Origin of the sequence: Xanthomonas sp. SHU 166 (assembly GCF_000364685.1) — a bacterium.
GTDB classification, from domain to species: domain Bacteria; phylum Pseudomonadota; class Gammaproteobacteria; order Xanthomonadales; family Xanthomonadaceae; genus Xanthomonas_A; species Xanthomonas_A sontii.
This window is the reverse complement of the sequence record NZ_AQOJ01000085.1, coordinates 1-15,208: the sequence shown is the minus strand read 5'-3', so window position 1 is coordinate 15,208 and position 15,208 is coordinate 1. Positions and strand designations below refer to the sequence as shown.

At 68.1% G+C, this 15,208-nt stretch carries 9 protein-coding genes; 1 reads left to right on the top strand and 8 read right to left on the bottom strand.

Annotated features, from left to right (window positions below; genetic code table 11):
- Positions 1-4,234 (bottom strand): DUF6531 domain-containing protein (locus tag D180_RS22780; RefSeq protein ID WP_043090421.1); only part of this gene is annotated, 4,234 nt, incomplete at its 3' end.
- 63 nt (positions 4,235-4,297) lie between these two features.
- Positions 4,298-9,232, bottom strand: a complete 4,935-nt coding sequence (locus D180_RS03530; protein WP_081616385.1) for an IPT/TIG domain-containing protein — start codon at positions 9,230-9,232, stop codon at positions 4,298-4,300.
- A 113-nt stretch (positions 9,233-9,345) separates the two neighbouring features.
- Here D180_RS03530 and D180_RS03525 point away from each other — a divergent pair, with 113 nt between their 5' ends.
- Positions 9,346-10,401: a cytochrome c peroxidase gene (locus D180_RS03525; protein WP_157835416.1), complete on the top strand. Its 1,056-nt coding sequence runs from the start codon at positions 9,346-9,348 to the stop codon at positions 10,399-10,401.
- On the opposite strand, the gene D180_RS03520 is transcribed toward D180_RS03525, so the two are convergent.
- The 6 genes from D180_RS03520 to folK all read right to left on the bottom strand — a co-directional run.
- Positions 10,398-10,817, bottom strand: a complete 420-nt coding sequence (locus tag D180_RS03520; RefSeq protein ID WP_017911691.1) for a hypothetical protein — start codon at positions 10,815-10,817, stop codon at positions 10,398-10,400. The genes D180_RS03525 and D180_RS03520 overlap by 4 nt on opposite strands.
- 138 nt (positions 10,818-10,955) lie before the next feature.
- Positions 10,956-12,470 (bottom strand): glucose-6-phosphate isomerase, encoded by a 1,515-nt coding sequence (gene pgi / locus D180_RS03515; protein ID WP_017911690.1) that lies wholly within the window; start codon positions 12,468-12,470, stop codon positions 10,956-10,958.
- A complete protein-coding gene (gene panD / locus D180_RS03510) occupies positions 12,467-12,847 on the bottom strand; it encodes an aspartate 1-decarboxylase (RefSeq protein ID WP_017909999.1) in 381 nt (126 codons plus the stop codon). The genes pgi and panD overlap by 4 nt, the downstream gene beginning before the upstream one ends.
- A gap of 218 nt (positions 12,848-13,065) precedes the next feature.
- Positions 13,066-13,905, bottom strand: a complete 840-nt coding sequence (gene panC, locus D180_RS03505) for a pantoate--beta-alanine ligase (protein WP_017911689.1) — start codon at positions 13,903-13,905, stop codon at positions 13,066-13,068.
- A complete protein-coding gene (panB, locus tag D180_RS03500) occupies positions 13,902-14,720 on the bottom strand; it encodes a 3-methyl-2-oxobutanoate hydroxymethyltransferase (protein ID WP_017911688.1) in 819 nt (272 codons plus the stop codon). The genes panC and panB overlap by 4 nt, the downstream gene beginning before the upstream one ends.
- Before the next feature lie 31 nt (positions 14,721-14,751).
- Positions 14,752-15,208, bottom strand: a 457-nt coding sequence (gene folK / locus D180_RS03495; RefSeq protein WP_017911687.1) for a 2-amino-4-hydroxy-6-hydroxymethyldihydropteridine diphosphokinase, incomplete at its 5' end; no start/stop codon positions are given.

Sequence of the window (15,208 nt, the reverse complement as noted above, 5' to 3'; positions counted from 1 at the left end):
CCTGCGGGGCGAAGCTGCCGGTCTGCGCCACCAGGCGGCCGACCTGGTCGTAGCCGTAGCCGATCTCGCCCAGGGCCGTACCGTCCGGCTTGAGCCAGGCGATGCCGGTGGTCTGGTTGGCGGTGTTGTAGGCGTACCCGGTCTTGACGCCGTTGGGCAGCGTGGTCTCGGTGAGGCGATCGGCGGCATCGTAATCGAACGCCACGGTCTCGCTCCCCTGCAGCAGGGTGCGCAAGCGGTCGACGTCGTCGTAGCGGTATTCCAGTGCCGCCTGGTTGGCCGCGATCATCTTGGTACGGCGGCCCGCGGCGTCGTATTCGTAGACGATGTTGCCTTGCGGTGTGATGGCCTTGATGACCTGGTCGAACAGGTCGTAGTCCCAGCTCAGGGTACCCGCTGCCGAATCGACCAGCGCGACACGGCGGTTGCCGGCGTCGTAGGTGAAGGTCTGGGTGCGCCCGTCGGCCTCGGTGACCACCGACAGGCGCCCGAGCACGTCGTAGGTGAAGGTCTTTTTCTGGCCCTTGCGATCGGTGTAGCTGGCGACCCGGTCCATGGTGTCGTAGGTCCAGGTCTCGGACTGGCCCAGCGCGTCGGTACGGGTCAGCGGACGGTTGCGCTCGTCGTAGGTGTAGGTGATGCCGTTGCCGTGCGGCAGCAGGATCGCCACGACGTTGCCGTTCTTGTCGTAGCCGAATTCGGTCACATTGCCGGCGGCGTCGTAGGCCTTGCTGACACGGCCAAGCGCGTCGTATTCCTGGCGCGTGGCGTTGCCCAGGTCGTCGCGGCTGCCGGTCACCCGACCGAGGCTGTCGTACTGGAAGCGGGTGCTGCGCCCCAGCGGATCGACCATGCCGGCCAGATCGTAGCCAGCGTACTGAAAAGCGATCGTCTGGCCGATCGCATTGGTCGCGCTCAACGGCAGGCCCGCGCCATCGCAGGCGAAGCGCGCCGTGCGGCCGCCAGGATCGGTGACCGCGGTCAGGCAGCGGTTGGCGCCGTAGTCCAGGCGCGTGACCCGCCCGAGCGGATCCGTCGCCGATTGCAGGTCGCCGTCGCTGTTGTAGCTGAGGCTGGACACGCGCGCCTGTGTGGTGCCCGCCAGCAACGTGACCTGCAGCGGTCGCCCGCCCGCGTCGTAGCGATACTCGGTGCGACGGCCGAGCGGGTCGATACTGGCGGTGACCTGCCCGTAGGCGTTGCGCTCGAAGCTGTAGGTCTGTTGCTTGTCGGTGCCGTAGGCCAGGATGTCGGTCTTCGGGTAGGCACTGTTGCCGTCGAACACGACGCGGCGCTTGCTGCCGTCCGGACTGGTGACGAGCACGCCGGTGCTGTCACCGTCGACATGCGCATAGTCGATGACGAAGACGCCGCCGTCGGCCTGGGTCTGCTTGACGACCCTGCCGGTGGACACGCCGTTGACGACCTCGAACTCGTTGAGCAGGACGCGCTTGCCGCGCGCGTCGGTGATGGACTGCATCCGATGCTGCGCGAGTGCGTTGTTCTGGCTTCTGGTCTGGTAGGCATACGCCTTGCTGCCGCCATCGGGGAACCCCACCGTGGCAAGCAAGCCATTGCTGTCGTAGGCATAGGTCCAGCGGTTGCCGGCGTTGTCGGTCGCCGCTGCAACGCGATTGCGGGTGTCGTACTCCAGGCCAATGTAGCGCCCGCTGGGCGAGACGATGCGCGCGACCAAGCCGGCATCGTAGAGCAGCGTGGTGCGGTTGCCATAGCGGTCTTCCAGCCAGCGCAGGCGGGTGTCCATGTAGCTGGAGAACTGCATGCGGCTGCCGTCGCGCAGGGTGATGCGGAAGCCGCGGCCCCAGGGCTGCAACGGGTCCGGATCGTAGACCGACTGCAGCACGGCGCCCGCATACTGCGTGGTCGAACCGGCTTGGCGCCACTCGCCACGCGGGCCGGAACCGGAGGCCCGATCGAAGCGGATATAAGCGCCAGTCGGCAGCACCAGATCGAGCGAATCGTAGGTGCCCCCGGGGTTGTGCAGGTAGTAGCCCCAGTTGGACGCGGTGCCGATGCCGAACTCGCGCTGCTTCATGTCATGGGGACGGTAGCTGCGCGACAGGCTCAGCGCCGTCACGTCGGCGATCTGCAGGTCGGTTTCCGAATGGACGAATTCGCCGGTCTTCAGGTCGATGGGATCGGCCGCATTGGCGACGCCGCCGCTACCCGGGGTTCCGCAGCAATGCCCATCCGGCGGCAACCCGGCCTCGCTGGGCGGGTCGTTGCTGGGCACGCTGTACATGCCGCCCATGGTCTGGTGCAAGGCGACGCCAGGCTCGGGAACGAAATGCTTGCCGTCGGCCGAAACGGTGCCCTTGCCGTAGACGCGCCAGCCATCGCGCGGGTCGTACATCCAGAAATTGGCCTGGGTACCCGCGGCGTAGCCGTCGTAGTTGGGGTAGTAGACCTGAATGCCGTTGTTGGCGCCGGGGTCGAGTCCGCGGATCTGCGCGCCGCCCGGCTCGACCGTGAACGCCATCGGATGGTTTTCGGTGACCGGGAACGGCGCGCGATTGACCGGCGTCGGCACGATCGCCAGTTCGGTCACCAGGCGGCCCTTGCGGTCCAGCACGACGGTGCCCTTGGGAATGCGCAATTGCAGGCCGGGAATGTCCGGGTGGCCAACGACCATGTCCTGGACGGTAGGCGACGGGATCCGGATCTTGTCGCGCGCGGCGATGCGTGGCAGATGCAGCAGATAGCCGAGTTCGTTCAATCGGCCAGCGGCGACTTCGGTGCCGACGACGAATTGACCGTATTCGGCGCCGGCCGTATTGGCGGTGCTGCCGTCGACGTAGAGTTCCTGATGCCCCGCCGGCACATCGAACAGGGTGAACCAGCCGTTCTTGTCGGTAAGCGCGCGCTCCTTGCCGATGCTGACCTCGACCCCGGCCACGGGTTGCTGGTCGACCCGCACCACACGCCCGCGCACCATCGTCACGTGGAAGGTCGCGGCGATCCGCGCAATGCGGGCATTATGTTCCGGCTGTTGCGAGGCGCCATAGATGCGCCAGCGGCTGTCGGTATTGTCCTGTCCCGGGTACCAGACGCCGTCCACCAACAGGCCGTGCGCGCGGCACGGCACACCGTCATTGGCACAGGACGCCGGCGTGCCTGCACCGGTCATCTGCACGCTGGGTGCAGCGCCCGCCTCTGCCGGCGCGGCCGCTGCGTGCGCCACCGGCTGTCCGTTGCTGTCGTAGGCGGCGGTGCGGAAATCCAGGGCGATCAACGGCACGGCATCGCCCGATGCGCCGCGCGCACCGTCGACCATCAGGGTGTAGCGGGAATCCGGGAACAAGGCCTGACGCGGCTGCACGAACAGCAGACGCCCCTGCTCCACAGGCGCGATGCGTACCGCGACGCGCCCCTCCGGACCGACCAGGGTGACGGTGCGCGCGGACAACGTGGGCATGTGCAGCGGACGCGAGAAGCGCAGCGCGAGCCGCGCGGTCGGCGCGACGCCGGCTGCCCCCTGCACCGGCACGCTGCCGGCGAGCCGTGGCGCGCCTGGCGTATCGGCGATGCTGGCCGGATACGGAAGAAACGCACCCGCGAGCGGATCGAATACGGCATCGCTGGCGATGCGCTGGGCGTTCCGCGACGCCGGCAACGCCACACGGCCATCGGCCAGCAGGCGCGAGGTTGCGTTGCCGCCGCCCGGCAGATCCGCAGGCAGGGTGATCGCCCGATCGCTGGCCTCGTCCCAGAGCTGCGCGCCAGCGCCGGCGCCATCGCCGGTGCCGCCGGCGAGGAGCAGGCGGCCATCGGTGAGGACCGTGGCGGTATGTCCATAGCGCGCACGCAGGCTCAGCCCCGTGGCGGACTGCACGGAAAGGCTCGTGGGATCGAACCACGCGCCGCCGTCCTGCAGTCGGCCCTTGGCATCGCGCCCGCCCCAGACCAGCACGCGCCCGCTCGGCAGCAAGGTGACGCTGGCATCGATGCGTACCGATGGCAGCGCGATCTCGCGCGCACGCTGACCGGGCACGCGATGGCGCAGAAAGCGCCCGTCGGGCGCCAGAGCCAGCTCGCTGCCATCGGCCAATGTGGTCGCATGCCACTGCCCGACCACTGCAGGAACAGCGCCAATGCCGACGGCCGGCATGGCCGCCGTCGACCAGACCAGCTGTTGGGAGGCGGCCGTCGACGCCAGCGCGCCCAGCAGCCCACCCAGGATCACGCTTTTCCATGCGCTGTTGAACCACGTCATATGCTCGCTCCGCTCCATGCCTGCTTCCGTTCTGCGTCCGTTCGACGGAACCGCGCCGGTGTTCTAGGGTGTACTGTCCAACGTGGTGTCCATCGCCGCGGTGACACCGTCCTCGGGCACGATCCGCAATCGATAGGTGCCGCTTGTCGGCAGCGCCGGGAAACTCAGGTCGCTGCTGCCGGTGCTTGCGCTGAACGATCTGTAGAACTGCCCGTCCGGCCGGTACAGCGCGTAGGTCACCGGCCGGCCGGCCGGCGAGGTCGTCTGATTGACCACCCGCATCAGTACGCCCTGCCCTGCCCTGCCGCTGAAGGACAGCGTGGCGGTCTTTCCGTGCCTGTCCAGCGCGATCGACTGCGGGACATCCCACGCCAAGGTGCCGACGACGGTGCTGGACACCGAGGCGGTCAGGGAGAAGCTCTGGTCTTCCGTCGAAGGGACCACCACGACGCCATAGCGTCCGGCTTGCGCGGCGTCGATGGAGAATCCGCAGCCGTAGGTACGGAAGCAATTCGTGTTGGAGAAGACCTTGCTGCCGTCCGGACGATAAAGCGTTACATAAACCCAACCGAACCCGCTGCCGGACAATGCGATCTGATTGAGACCGAGATCGAGCTTCTGCCCGGCTTGAGCATCGAACCAGAAGTAGATACCTGCGCCGGGCGTGCCCGCAGCGAACGAGCGACTACCATCCACGGCCACCGGGGTGCCGGTGGACAAGGTGACGGTGGTGTCGACCGTCTGCCCATACTGCGGATCGACCACAATGCTGTACTGGCCGGTCGTCGGCAGGCTGCCCAGGCCGATCACGGTTCCTGTGCGCGTCGATCCGGACGTGAGCAAGGTGCCGTTGGGCTGGTAGACGAGGTAATAGCTGGTGCCATCCGCCGGCGCGGTCGTCTGCTCCTGGACCAGCACAGCAAGTTTGTCGCCCGCCTGCCCCTGGAAACGCAGCCGCGCATTCTGTCCACGCCGGGCAACGGAAACGGCCAGCGGCGTGTCGCGCTGCAGGTTCAGGGGCAGATCGCTGGACAGCGTCACGTCATAGGTCGCCGCCTGATCGTCGCCCTGGCCGATCAAGAGCGCGTACTTGCCTGCCGCCAGATTGGCGAGATCGAAATCGCAGCCGCCACGTTCGACATCGCAGTAACTGCTTGCCAATGTGCTGCCATCGGCCTTGTAGAGAGTAGCGACGACGCGCTGCGCGCCGGGACCGACGACCTGGATGCCGCTGATGCCCAGTCCCAGGTTCTGCCCCTGACTGGCGACGAAAGAAAAGTGCTTGTACTGCGCCGGCAACCGGGTCACGACATGCGCAGGAGCGCCGTCGATCGGCAGCGCGACGCCCGAGGACAGGATGATGTCCGCTTCCAGCGGGCTTCCTGTCCGGCTCTCGACCTGGATTGCATACTCGCCAGACGTTGGAATATTGATCAGATTGATGGCATCGCCCACCTTGATGGTCGCCGTCTTCCAGACAGCACCATCCGGCCGTAGCACGCGATACACCACATCGCGACCGGCGGGTAGTGTCGCCTGCGCCGCGACCAGCAGCATCAACGACTCGCCCGCCTGCGCCTGGAAGCGGAGCCGCGCATTCTGCCCATACCGGGCCAGCGCCAGATGCAAGGGCTGATCGCGGGTCAGCTGATCCAGCAACTCGGACGACAGCACTGCGCGGAACTTGATCGCCTGGCTCGCCGAGGTCGGTGTCGCCACTACGCTGTAGCGTCCCGCCAAGGTGTTCCTCAGCGGCAACGAACATCCGTCCTCGGCGTAGCAGATGCCGCTGTACAAGGTCGTACCGTTCGGGCTGTAGACGGCGATATTGAAGTAACTGCCCGAACTCACCGCGATGTCGGTGATCCCCAGCCCCAGATTCTGGCCGGCCTGGGTATCGATGGAGAAATGCACGCCCTGCCCTGCGGGCGCCTGGTAGCTGCCACCTGCGCCGTCCAGTTCGACATTGCCGTCCTGTCCCGTGGAGAGTTTCAACCGGGCCGACCACAACGCGCCGCCCACCGGATCGACGAACACCCGATAGCTCCCCGTCTCCGGGAGATTGGGCAGGGCCAGAATGACGTTGCCGCTGGCCGTCACGTCCTTCCACAACGCGCCGTTCGGCCGATACACCGCATAAACCACGTCGCGGCCTGTCGGCCTGGTCGCAGCGTCAGCGACGAGCAAAGCCAGGCTCTCGCCGGCGGTCCCGGCGAACGTCAGGCGCGCATTCTGGGCATAGCGCGAGATGTTCACGGAACTCAATGCATCCCTCTGCAGGAAGCCGGCGACCTCCGTGGAGAGGGTCGCCTTGAACGCCATGCTCTGGGAGCCAGATTGCGGACTCACGGTCACGCCATAGTTGCCCGCGGCGAGGTTGAGCAGATTGAAGGCGCAGCCATTGGCGGCATAGCAGGTCGCGGTCGTGAGCGTGGAACCGTTGGGATTGGCGATCTTGACGTTGACATAGGTCCCGCTGCTCAGGTTCAGATCGCCGATGCCCAATCCCAGGTTCTGCGAGGCCGCTGCGCTGAAGCTGAAGAACACGCTTTGACCGGCGGCGGCGCTGTACTCGCCGCTGCTGCCATCCAGTTGCAGCCCACCCGCACTCCCGGTCGTCACCAGCACCTTGGCGGCCACGGTGGCGCCATAGCGCGGATCCACGAACAGTCGGTAAGTCCCGGCGATAGGCGTATTCATCGTCAGGGTGCCCGCGCCAGACACCGCCATCGACGACAACGCCGTGCCATCGGGCCGGTACACGCGGTAGTACACCACGCCGTTCGCCGGCGTCGTGGTCTGCTCCGACACCTGCAGTGCCAATGCGTCGCCGGCACCCGCCTGGAACGACAGCACGGCGTTCTGCCCGCGCCGGCCGATGCCGACCTGGCTGACCGCATCCCGCGTCAAGGAAAGCGCCAGATCGGTGGACAGGGTCGCCTTGAAGCGCATCGTCTGCGTCGTCGTGGCAGGGGCGACCAGGACGCCATAACGTCCCGCCGCCAGTTCCGGCAGATTCACATCACAGCCGTCGTTGGCCACCTCGCAGGCGGCACCGGCCATCGGCGTGCCTGAAGGGCCATAGATCGTGACGTTGAGCGGGCCGCTTTCGTTGGACTGCAGCTCGCTGATGCCGAGCCCCAGGCTCTGCCCGGCGGTCGCGGTAAAGGTGAAGTACACGCTGTCGCCCGGCAGTTGTGTTGCGAATGCGCTGGTGGCGCCATCGATCCCACTACCGCCACCACCTGCGTCTCCGGTGCTGAGCCGCATCTGCAACCGCACGGTTTCTCCGAATCCGGGATCCACCAGCACCTGATAGGCGCCGCTGGTCTTCGCCGTCACGTAGGTGGTACCTGCGGCGCGCACCGCCATCGAGGCAACACTGGTGCCATCAGGCGCGTAAACGCGGTAGTAAACATCGCGGCCGGCGGGCGCGGTGGTCTGGCCGGCGACTTGCAACGCGAACGCCTCGCCCGCCGCGGCCTCGAACGACAAACGCAGATTCTGGCCTCTACGCTGTGTCTCCACGACCACATCCTGGTCCTTCGGCAACGCCTGCACCAGATCCGATGAGAGCAACAGATTCAGGCGCATTGTGCGTGCGCCGCTCGTACCGGGCGTCAGCAGCACCTGATACACGCCGGTCCTGGGCGCGGCGATGTTCAGTGCGCAGCCGTTGTTGGCCTGATTGCAGTACTGATAGCCGAGATTGACGCCGTCGGCGTCGAAGACCTGCGCCAAAGCTGTTCCCCACCCGCTGCCGACCGGCGACTGCTCGGTCAACGCCAGGCCCAGCCTGCTCCCGGCCTGGGCCAGGAAGGTGTAACGCTTCGATTGCGCGGCGATCGACGTGGCGACACTGGTTTCGGCGCCGTCCAGCGCAAGCCTCCCGGCATGCTCCACTCCCATCTTCCAGCTGGCGGAGGAAGTACTGGGTGTGAGCAGCAACAGGTAAGTGCCGCCCACCTTCAACCGCGGCAGATGCAGGGTGGGCTGGTTCGCATTCACCAGTCCACTGGCGATCTCCACGTTATCGGTGCCGAACACCAGGTAGTTCAACGTCGTGGACCCCAGCGACTGAAATTGCGCGCTGAGGTAATCGCCGGCCATGCCGGTGAACAGGACCGCGGCGGACCCACCCGCGTTGGCGACCGCGACGTCGACCGCGGCGGCGTCCAGGGTCAGGCGCGTGACGCTGGCGATGCCGACGGACGACACACTGCTTGGCACCACCAGCACATCCTGGCTGCTGGTGGCGCTGCCGTAGGGCGTGGTCACGGTCACCGGTCCGCTGCCGCTCCTGCCCGGCACCGGAAAGACCAGGCGCGTGCCGGTGGCGCTCGACAGCACCGCGGTCTTGCGATCCAGCTTCGCCGTTGTCTGCCCGGCGACCGGGACCAGGTTCTGTCCGTCGACGGTGATCGCCGTACCGGCGCTGGCGATCAACGGCGATATGCCCGTGATGGTCGGCTGACGGAGGTTGGCATCGACCACGAACTGCTGCGCACTGCTCGCGCTCTGTCCAGCCACGGTCACGGAGATCGGGCCGGTACTGGCGTTGGCAGGCACGAGCACGGTCAACTCGCGTGCGCTGGCAGCCACCACCGTGGCCGCCTGCCCATTGAAAGCCACGCTGTTGGAGGACGCAGCGGTGGAAAATCCCTGCCCCTGGATCAGCACGCGATCGCCCGCCGCACCGCGCCCCGGACTGAAGCCCAGCACCGCCAGGGTTCCGCTGGAGACGCGTTCGACGGCGACGATATTGCCCATCGTGTCGTAACGATAGCGGGCACTGGCACCGGCATCGTTGCTGACCGCGACCAGACGCCCCTGCGCGTCGTAGACGTAGGAGGTGGCACCAGACGTGCAGGCCAGAAGGGTGAGCAACAAGGCCGCCACCGTTCTGCCCACGATGCGCCGCCAACCGCGCGCGGGCACATGCGCCGCCCGCTCTAGCAAACCCACCACCGAGCCCATCCCTGCGCCGCGACGTTCCATGCTTTCATCCCTGAAGACTGGCCACGATGGCCGGCTGTCCGTATGCTGACCTTGCTTCGTGCATTCAGCCTGGATATAGATATCCGACAGTGGGGACAGGAGTCAACAGCGTCATGCCAAGGAACTGGCGTCATCACATCGTCATCTGCATGCGCCTGTGGTCGGCCGCCCTGGTCCTGGTGCTGACCGGGTGTGGTGGCGATCAGCACGACACGGCGGCAGCGCGGATCGCGCTTGGCCAGGCGCTGTTCCACGACATGCGGCTCAGCGCGGATGGCAAGACCAGTTGCGCAAGCTGCCATCGCGCCGAGTTGGCCTATACCGACGGTGCCGCGGTGTCCACCGGGACGGGCGGCCAACACGGCACACGCAACGCGCCCAGCCTGCTCGACAGCCGCTTCATGACCCACTTTTTCTGGGACGGACGCGCAGCGACACTGGAAGAGGCGGTCCTGCAACCATTGACCAACCCGCGCGAGATGGGCCTGGCCGATCGGCAGGCCGTGCTGGCCCACCTCGCCCGCGACCCGCGCTACGCGTCACTGTTGCATGCAGCCGCCGGCGAGGACGACGGCGACATCCAGGTCGTGGCCGCCGCGCTCGCCACCTACATCCGCGCCTTGCCGGCGCCGCCCACGCGCTACGAGACGTACCGGACGACGCATGGCGCGCGCGCATCGCTGAGCGAGGACGAACGCGAGGGATTGGCGCTGTTTTCCGGCAAGGCCGGCTGCGTCGATTGCCACCGGCTGGACGGCACGCCTGCGACCACGAGCGATCAGTGCTTCCATCACGCCGGCATCGGTTTCAACCAAGTCGCCGGCAACGTCGCCGCCCTGCTCGACGTACTGGAGCGACAGAAGCGCGAAGGCAGGAGCCTGGGCGATTCCATCCTCTCCGACGTTCGCGTGGCGGAACTGGGCCGCTTTGCGGTGACGCGGGCGCCGCAGGATCTGGGCGCCTTCCGCACCCCGTCGCTACGGACGGTCGCCGATACCGCGCCCTATATGCACGACGGCAGCATCGCCGATCTGCCGGCGGCGGTGGAACACGAGGTCTACTATCGCAACCTCGCCCGCAATCGACCGATCAGTCTGACCGCGGAGGAGAAGCACAAGCTGGTGCTGTTCCTGCAGGCGCTGTCAAGTACGGGCGCCGCGCCGCGCTAGGAGCCCGTACGCGGCGCGCTGTTCGCCGGCTCCATCACGTCGACGTCCTGCTGCGAGGCGAGCTTGCCGTCGAGCGTCACCTCCAGCATGTAACGCCCCGGCGGCCAGCCGGCCGCGTTGTCGAAACGCAGCGACTGGAGCTGATCGGAGCGGGTCATGGCGCGCTCCACCAGCCCGACCTGGCGACCATCGCGCAGGTCCAGCAAGCGCGCTTTCAGGGCCTGTCCGTGGGCAGCGCCGCGCAGGGCCACGTTGACCAGGATCGGCGCATCGCTGGTCTGCGGCACAGGCCTTCCGTCGCGCATCGCGCCGATCCGGACCTCGACGACGTGCAGCGGTTGCGCCGCCGTGGCCGGATTCTGCTCCGGAGCCTGCCGCTGGCACGCCCCCAGGCTCAGCACCGCCGGCAGCAACATCCAACACACCATCCTTTTCGCGTTCATCATCCCTGCTTCCTTCCTGGACCGGAGATTGCCATTGCGATGCACGCCCGCAGGCCGCATCGTTCCTCGCGAACGCACGGCGGCGAACGGACCCGTGCGCTTCGCTTCGCGTCAGCCCTGCAACCGCCCCAGCACCGCGCGCGTCACCGGGTCGGCGATCTCGGTGGACTGGCCCTGCAGCGCCGGCAGCAATTGGCTCGCCAGCTGCTTGCCCAGTTCCACGCCGAACTGGTCGAAGGCGTTGATGCCCCAGACCACCGACTGCACGTACACGCTGTGCTCGTACATCGCGATCAGCGCGCCCAGCGCCTGCGGGGTCAGCGCGTCGAGCAGGATCAGCGTGCTCGGGCGGCCGCCCGGGTAGTCGCGGGCCGGATCGTCGCTGCCCTGCCCGTTCGCCAGCGCTTCGGTCTGCGCCAGCAGGTTGGCCAGCAGCGCCTGGTGGTTGACGGTGTACGGGTCGTCGTTGCGGATGCAGCCGATGAAGTCGGCCGGCACGATGCTGGTGCCCTGGTGCAGCGCCTGGAAGAAGCTGTGCTGCACGTCGGTGCCGGCGCCGCCCCACCACACCGGCACGGTGTCGGCCTCGACCGGGCTGCCGTCCAGGCGCACGCGCTTGCCCAGGCTCTCCATCACCAGCTGCTGCAGGTAGGCCGGCAGCAGCGCCAGGCGCTGGTCGTAGGTCATCACCGCCTGCGTCGCATAGCCGAGCAGGTTGCGGTTCCACAGCGTGGTCAGGCCATGCAGCACGGCCACGTTGCGCTCCAGCGGCGCGTTCAGGGCGTGGTCGTCGAACTGCGCGGCGCCTTCCAGCAACTGTTCGAAGGCGTCGGCGCCGATCGCCAGCGCGATCGGGAAGCCCACCGCCGACCACAGCGAATAGCGGCCACCCACCCAGTCCCACATCGGCAGCACGCGGCCGGCGGCGATGTCGAAGGCCTTGGCGGCGCGCTCGGGGTTGGCGCTGACCGCGTACAGGCGCTCGCTGCCGCCCAGCCAGTCGCGCAGGATCTGGCCGTTGAGCAGGGTTTCCTGGGTGCCGAAGGTCTTGGAGATCAGCACGCCGGCGGTACGCGCCGGACCCAGCGTGGCGAGGGTGCGCTGCATCGCCGCGCCGTCCACGTTGGAGACGAAGTGCACTCGGAAGCGCGCGCCGGTGACCGGACGCAGCGCGTCGGCGACCAGGCGCGGGCCGAGATCGGAGCCGCCGATGCCGACGCTGACGATGTCGGTGACCTCGGTCTGCGCCAGGGCGTCGATCAGCGCGCGCATGCGCTGCTGCACCTCGCGCGCGCTGGCGTGGGCCTGGCTGGCCAACGGTGCGTCGGTGAGGTCGCCGCGCAGCGCGGTGTGCAGTGCGGCGCGGCCTTCGGTGACGTTGACCGTCTCGCCACGGAACAGGCGCTGGAAGGCGCCGGCCAGGTCGTGTTCGGCGGCCAGCGCGAGCAGCGCGTCGAGCGCGGCGCGGTCGTACTTCTGCCGGGCGAAATTGAAGTACAGCGGTCCGACCTGCAACGCCAACGTCTCGGCACGGCCGGGTTCGGCCGCCAGCAGGTCGGGAAGGCGCGCCCCGCGCAGGCGCTGGGCGTGGGAATGCAGTGCGTCGAAACCGGTGGACTGTGTCATGCGGCCTGCTTTGGGATGGTGGTGTTGGTGTGGGTGATCTTGTTGGCGCCGTCCACGTAGACCAGGGTCGGCTGGAAACGCGCGGCTTCCTCTTCGCTCATGCCGGCGAAGGCAGCGATGATGATCAGGTCGCCGACCTGCACGTGTCGCGCGGCGCCGCCGTTGAGCGAGATGATGCCGCTGCCCTCGTCGGCGCGGATCGCGTAGGTGCTGAAGCGCGCGCCGTTGGTGACGTCCCAGATGTGCACCTGCTCGAATTCGCGGATGCCGGTCGCGTCCAGCAGCAGCCCGTCGATGGCGATCGAGCCTTCGTAGTTCAGCTCGGAATGGGTGACGGTGGCGCGGTGGATCTTGGTCTTCAACAGGCTCAGTTGCATGGCACGGGACTGCGGTCAGGAAAGACGCGCAGTTTAGCAGCCGAGGGTTAGGTGGCGGTGGTGAGGGGCGGCCTCAAACCGTCGAGGGTTAGGTGGCGGTGGTGAGGGGCGGCCTCAAACCGTCGCAGGAGCGGCTTCAGCCGCGACCGGCGATCGCGGGAAAGCCCGGTCGCGGCTGAAGCCGCGCCTACGACGACGGCGACCGCGGCCTGCCGCGCTCAGAATTCCAGGTTGTCGATCAGGCGGGTGCGGCCCAGGCGCGCGGCGATCAGCGCCACGCGCGGGCCGGTGCCGTCCTGCGGCTCGCTCAGGTCGGGCGTGCGCAGCACGCTGTAGTCGACCTCGAAACCGGCCGCCTGCAGCTGCGCGGTCGCCGCCGCCTCCACCTCGGCGCGCGGGCGCCCAGCCAGGTGACCGTCGCGCATCGCCCGCAGGGTGCGGTGGATCTGCGCCGCGCGCGGCCGCTCCTCCGCCGACAGGTACTGGTTGCGCGAGCTCATCGCCAGGCCGTCGGCCTCGCGCACGATGCCGCCGCCCAGGATCTCGATCGGGAACGCCAGGTCGGCCACCATCTGCCGGATCACCGCCAGTTGCTGGTAGTCCTTCTTGCCGAACGCGGCCAGGTCCGGCTGCACCTGGTTGAACAGGCGCGCGACCACGGTGCAGACGCCGTCGAAATGGCCGGGCCGGCAGGCGCCTTCCAGCACCTCGCTGACGCCCGGGGTGTGCATGCGCAACGCCAGCTCCACGCCCAGCGGATACATGCTTTCCACCGTCGGTAGCCACAGCACGTCGCAGCCGGCGCCCTCCAGGCCGCTGGTGTCGGCTTCCGGGGTGCGCGGGTAGCGGGTGAAGTCTTCGTTCGGGCCGAACTGGGTCGGATTGACGAAGACGCTGGAGACCACGCGATCGGCGTATTGCCGCGCCAGCATCACCAGCGAGAAATGTCCGGCGTGCAGGTTGCCCATGGTCGGCACGAAGGCCACGCGCAGGCCCTGCCGCTTCCAGCCGGAAACGATGGCGCGCAGTCGCGCCAGGTCGGTGACGGTCTCGATCATTTGGCGTAGGCGTGTTCGGCGTCGGGGAAGGTGCCGGCGCGGACCGCGTCGGCATAGGCGCGGGCAGCACCGGCGATGGAACCGCCTTCGGCCAGGAAATCCTTGACGAAGCGCGGGCGGCGGTGGCCGCTGTCCAGGCCGAGGAAGTCGTGCATCACCAGCACCTGGCCGTCGCACTCGGGGCCGGCGCCGATGCCAATGGTGGGGATGTCGATCTCGGCGGTGATGCGCGCGGCCAGCGGCGACGGCACGCATTCCAGTACCAGCAGCGCGGCGCCGGCCGCGGCGACCGCCTTGGCGTCGGCCAGCAATTTGGCCGCGGCGGCCTCTTCGCGGCCCTGGATCTTGTAGCCGCCGAAGGTCAGCACCGACTGCGGGGTCAGGCCCAGGTGCGAGCACACCGGGATGTCGCGTTCGCTGAGGAAGCGGATCACCTCCAGCTTGTGGCCGGCGCCCTCGAGCTTGACCATCTCCGCGCCCGCCTGCAGCAGCCGGGTCGACGCGTCCAAGGCGCGCTCGGGGGTGGCATCGGACTGGAACGGCAGGTCGGCCACCAGCAGCGCGCGCTGCAGCACCCGCGCCACCGCGGCGGTGTGATAGGCGATGTCGTCCACGCTCACCGGCAGGGTCGAATCGTGGCCCTGCACCACCATGCCCAGCGAATCGCCGATCAGGATCAGGTCCACGCCGTTGGCGTCGAAGGTCCGCGCGAAGCCGGCGTCGTAGGCGGTCAGCATCACCAGCTTCTGCTGGCGGCGCTTGGCCTCGGCCAGGGCGGGAACGGTCCAGGGCTTGCTGTCGGCGTGACTGCTCATAAGCTCATGTGCTGCGGTAATGAGCCGAGCATTATCTACCGATTGGCACGATCCCGCCGGTTTCGATGCGGTCGCGTGCGTCACGCACCGTTCCATGGCCCGGAATGACCGCGTCGGCGGCGATCTCGGCCAGCGGCAGCAGCACGAAGGCACGCTGGTGCAGATACGGATGCGGCACCTGCAGCCCGGGCAGGTCGATCACGGCCTGCGCATACAGCAGCAGGTCCAGGTCCAGGGTGCGCGGGCCCCAACGCTCGCCGGGCAGGCGCTGGCGGCCGTGGCGGTGCTCCAGGTCCAGCAGCGCCTGCAGCAGCTCCGGCGCCGGCAGCGTGGTGCTCACCAGCGCCGCGGCGTTGATGAAGTCCGGCTGGTCCTCGCGGCCCCAGGCCGGGCTGCGGTACAGCTGCGAGGCACGCAGCAGGCGGGTCTGCGGCAGCGTGTCGAGCGCGGCCAGGGCCGCGCGCAGGGTCGCCGCGGCGTCGCCAAGG

What these genes read in the sequence shown, in the direction of transcription:
- D180_RS03530 (WP_081616385.1), bottom strand. Translation starts at nt 9,232, where the DNA reads ATGGAACGTCGCGGCGCAGGGATGGGCTCGGTGGTGGGTTTGCTAGAG.
- D180_RS03525 (WP_157835416.1), top strand. Translation starts at nt 9,346, where the DNA reads ATGCCAAGGAACTGGCGTCATCACATCGTCATCTGCATGCGCCTGTGG.
- D180_RS03520 (WP_017911691.1), bottom strand. Translation starts at nt 10,817, where the DNA reads ATGTTGCTGCCGGCGGTGCTGAGCCTGGGGGCGTGCCAGCGGCAGGCT.
- pgi (WP_017911690.1), bottom strand. Translation starts at nt 12,470, where the DNA reads ATGACACAGTCCACCGGTTTCGACGCACTGCATTCCCACGCCCAGCGC.
- panD (WP_017909999.1), bottom strand. Translation starts at nt 12,847, where the DNA reads ATGCAACTGAGCCTGTTGAAGACCAAGATCCACCGCGCCACCGTCACC.
- panC (WP_017911689.1), bottom strand. Translation starts at nt 13,905, where the DNA reads ATGATCGAGACCGTCACCGACCTGGCGCGACTGCGCGCCATCGTTTCC.
- panB (WP_017911688.1), bottom strand. Translation starts at nt 14,720, where the DNA reads ATGAGCAGTCACGCCGACAGCAAGCCCTGGACCGTTCCCGCCCTGGCC.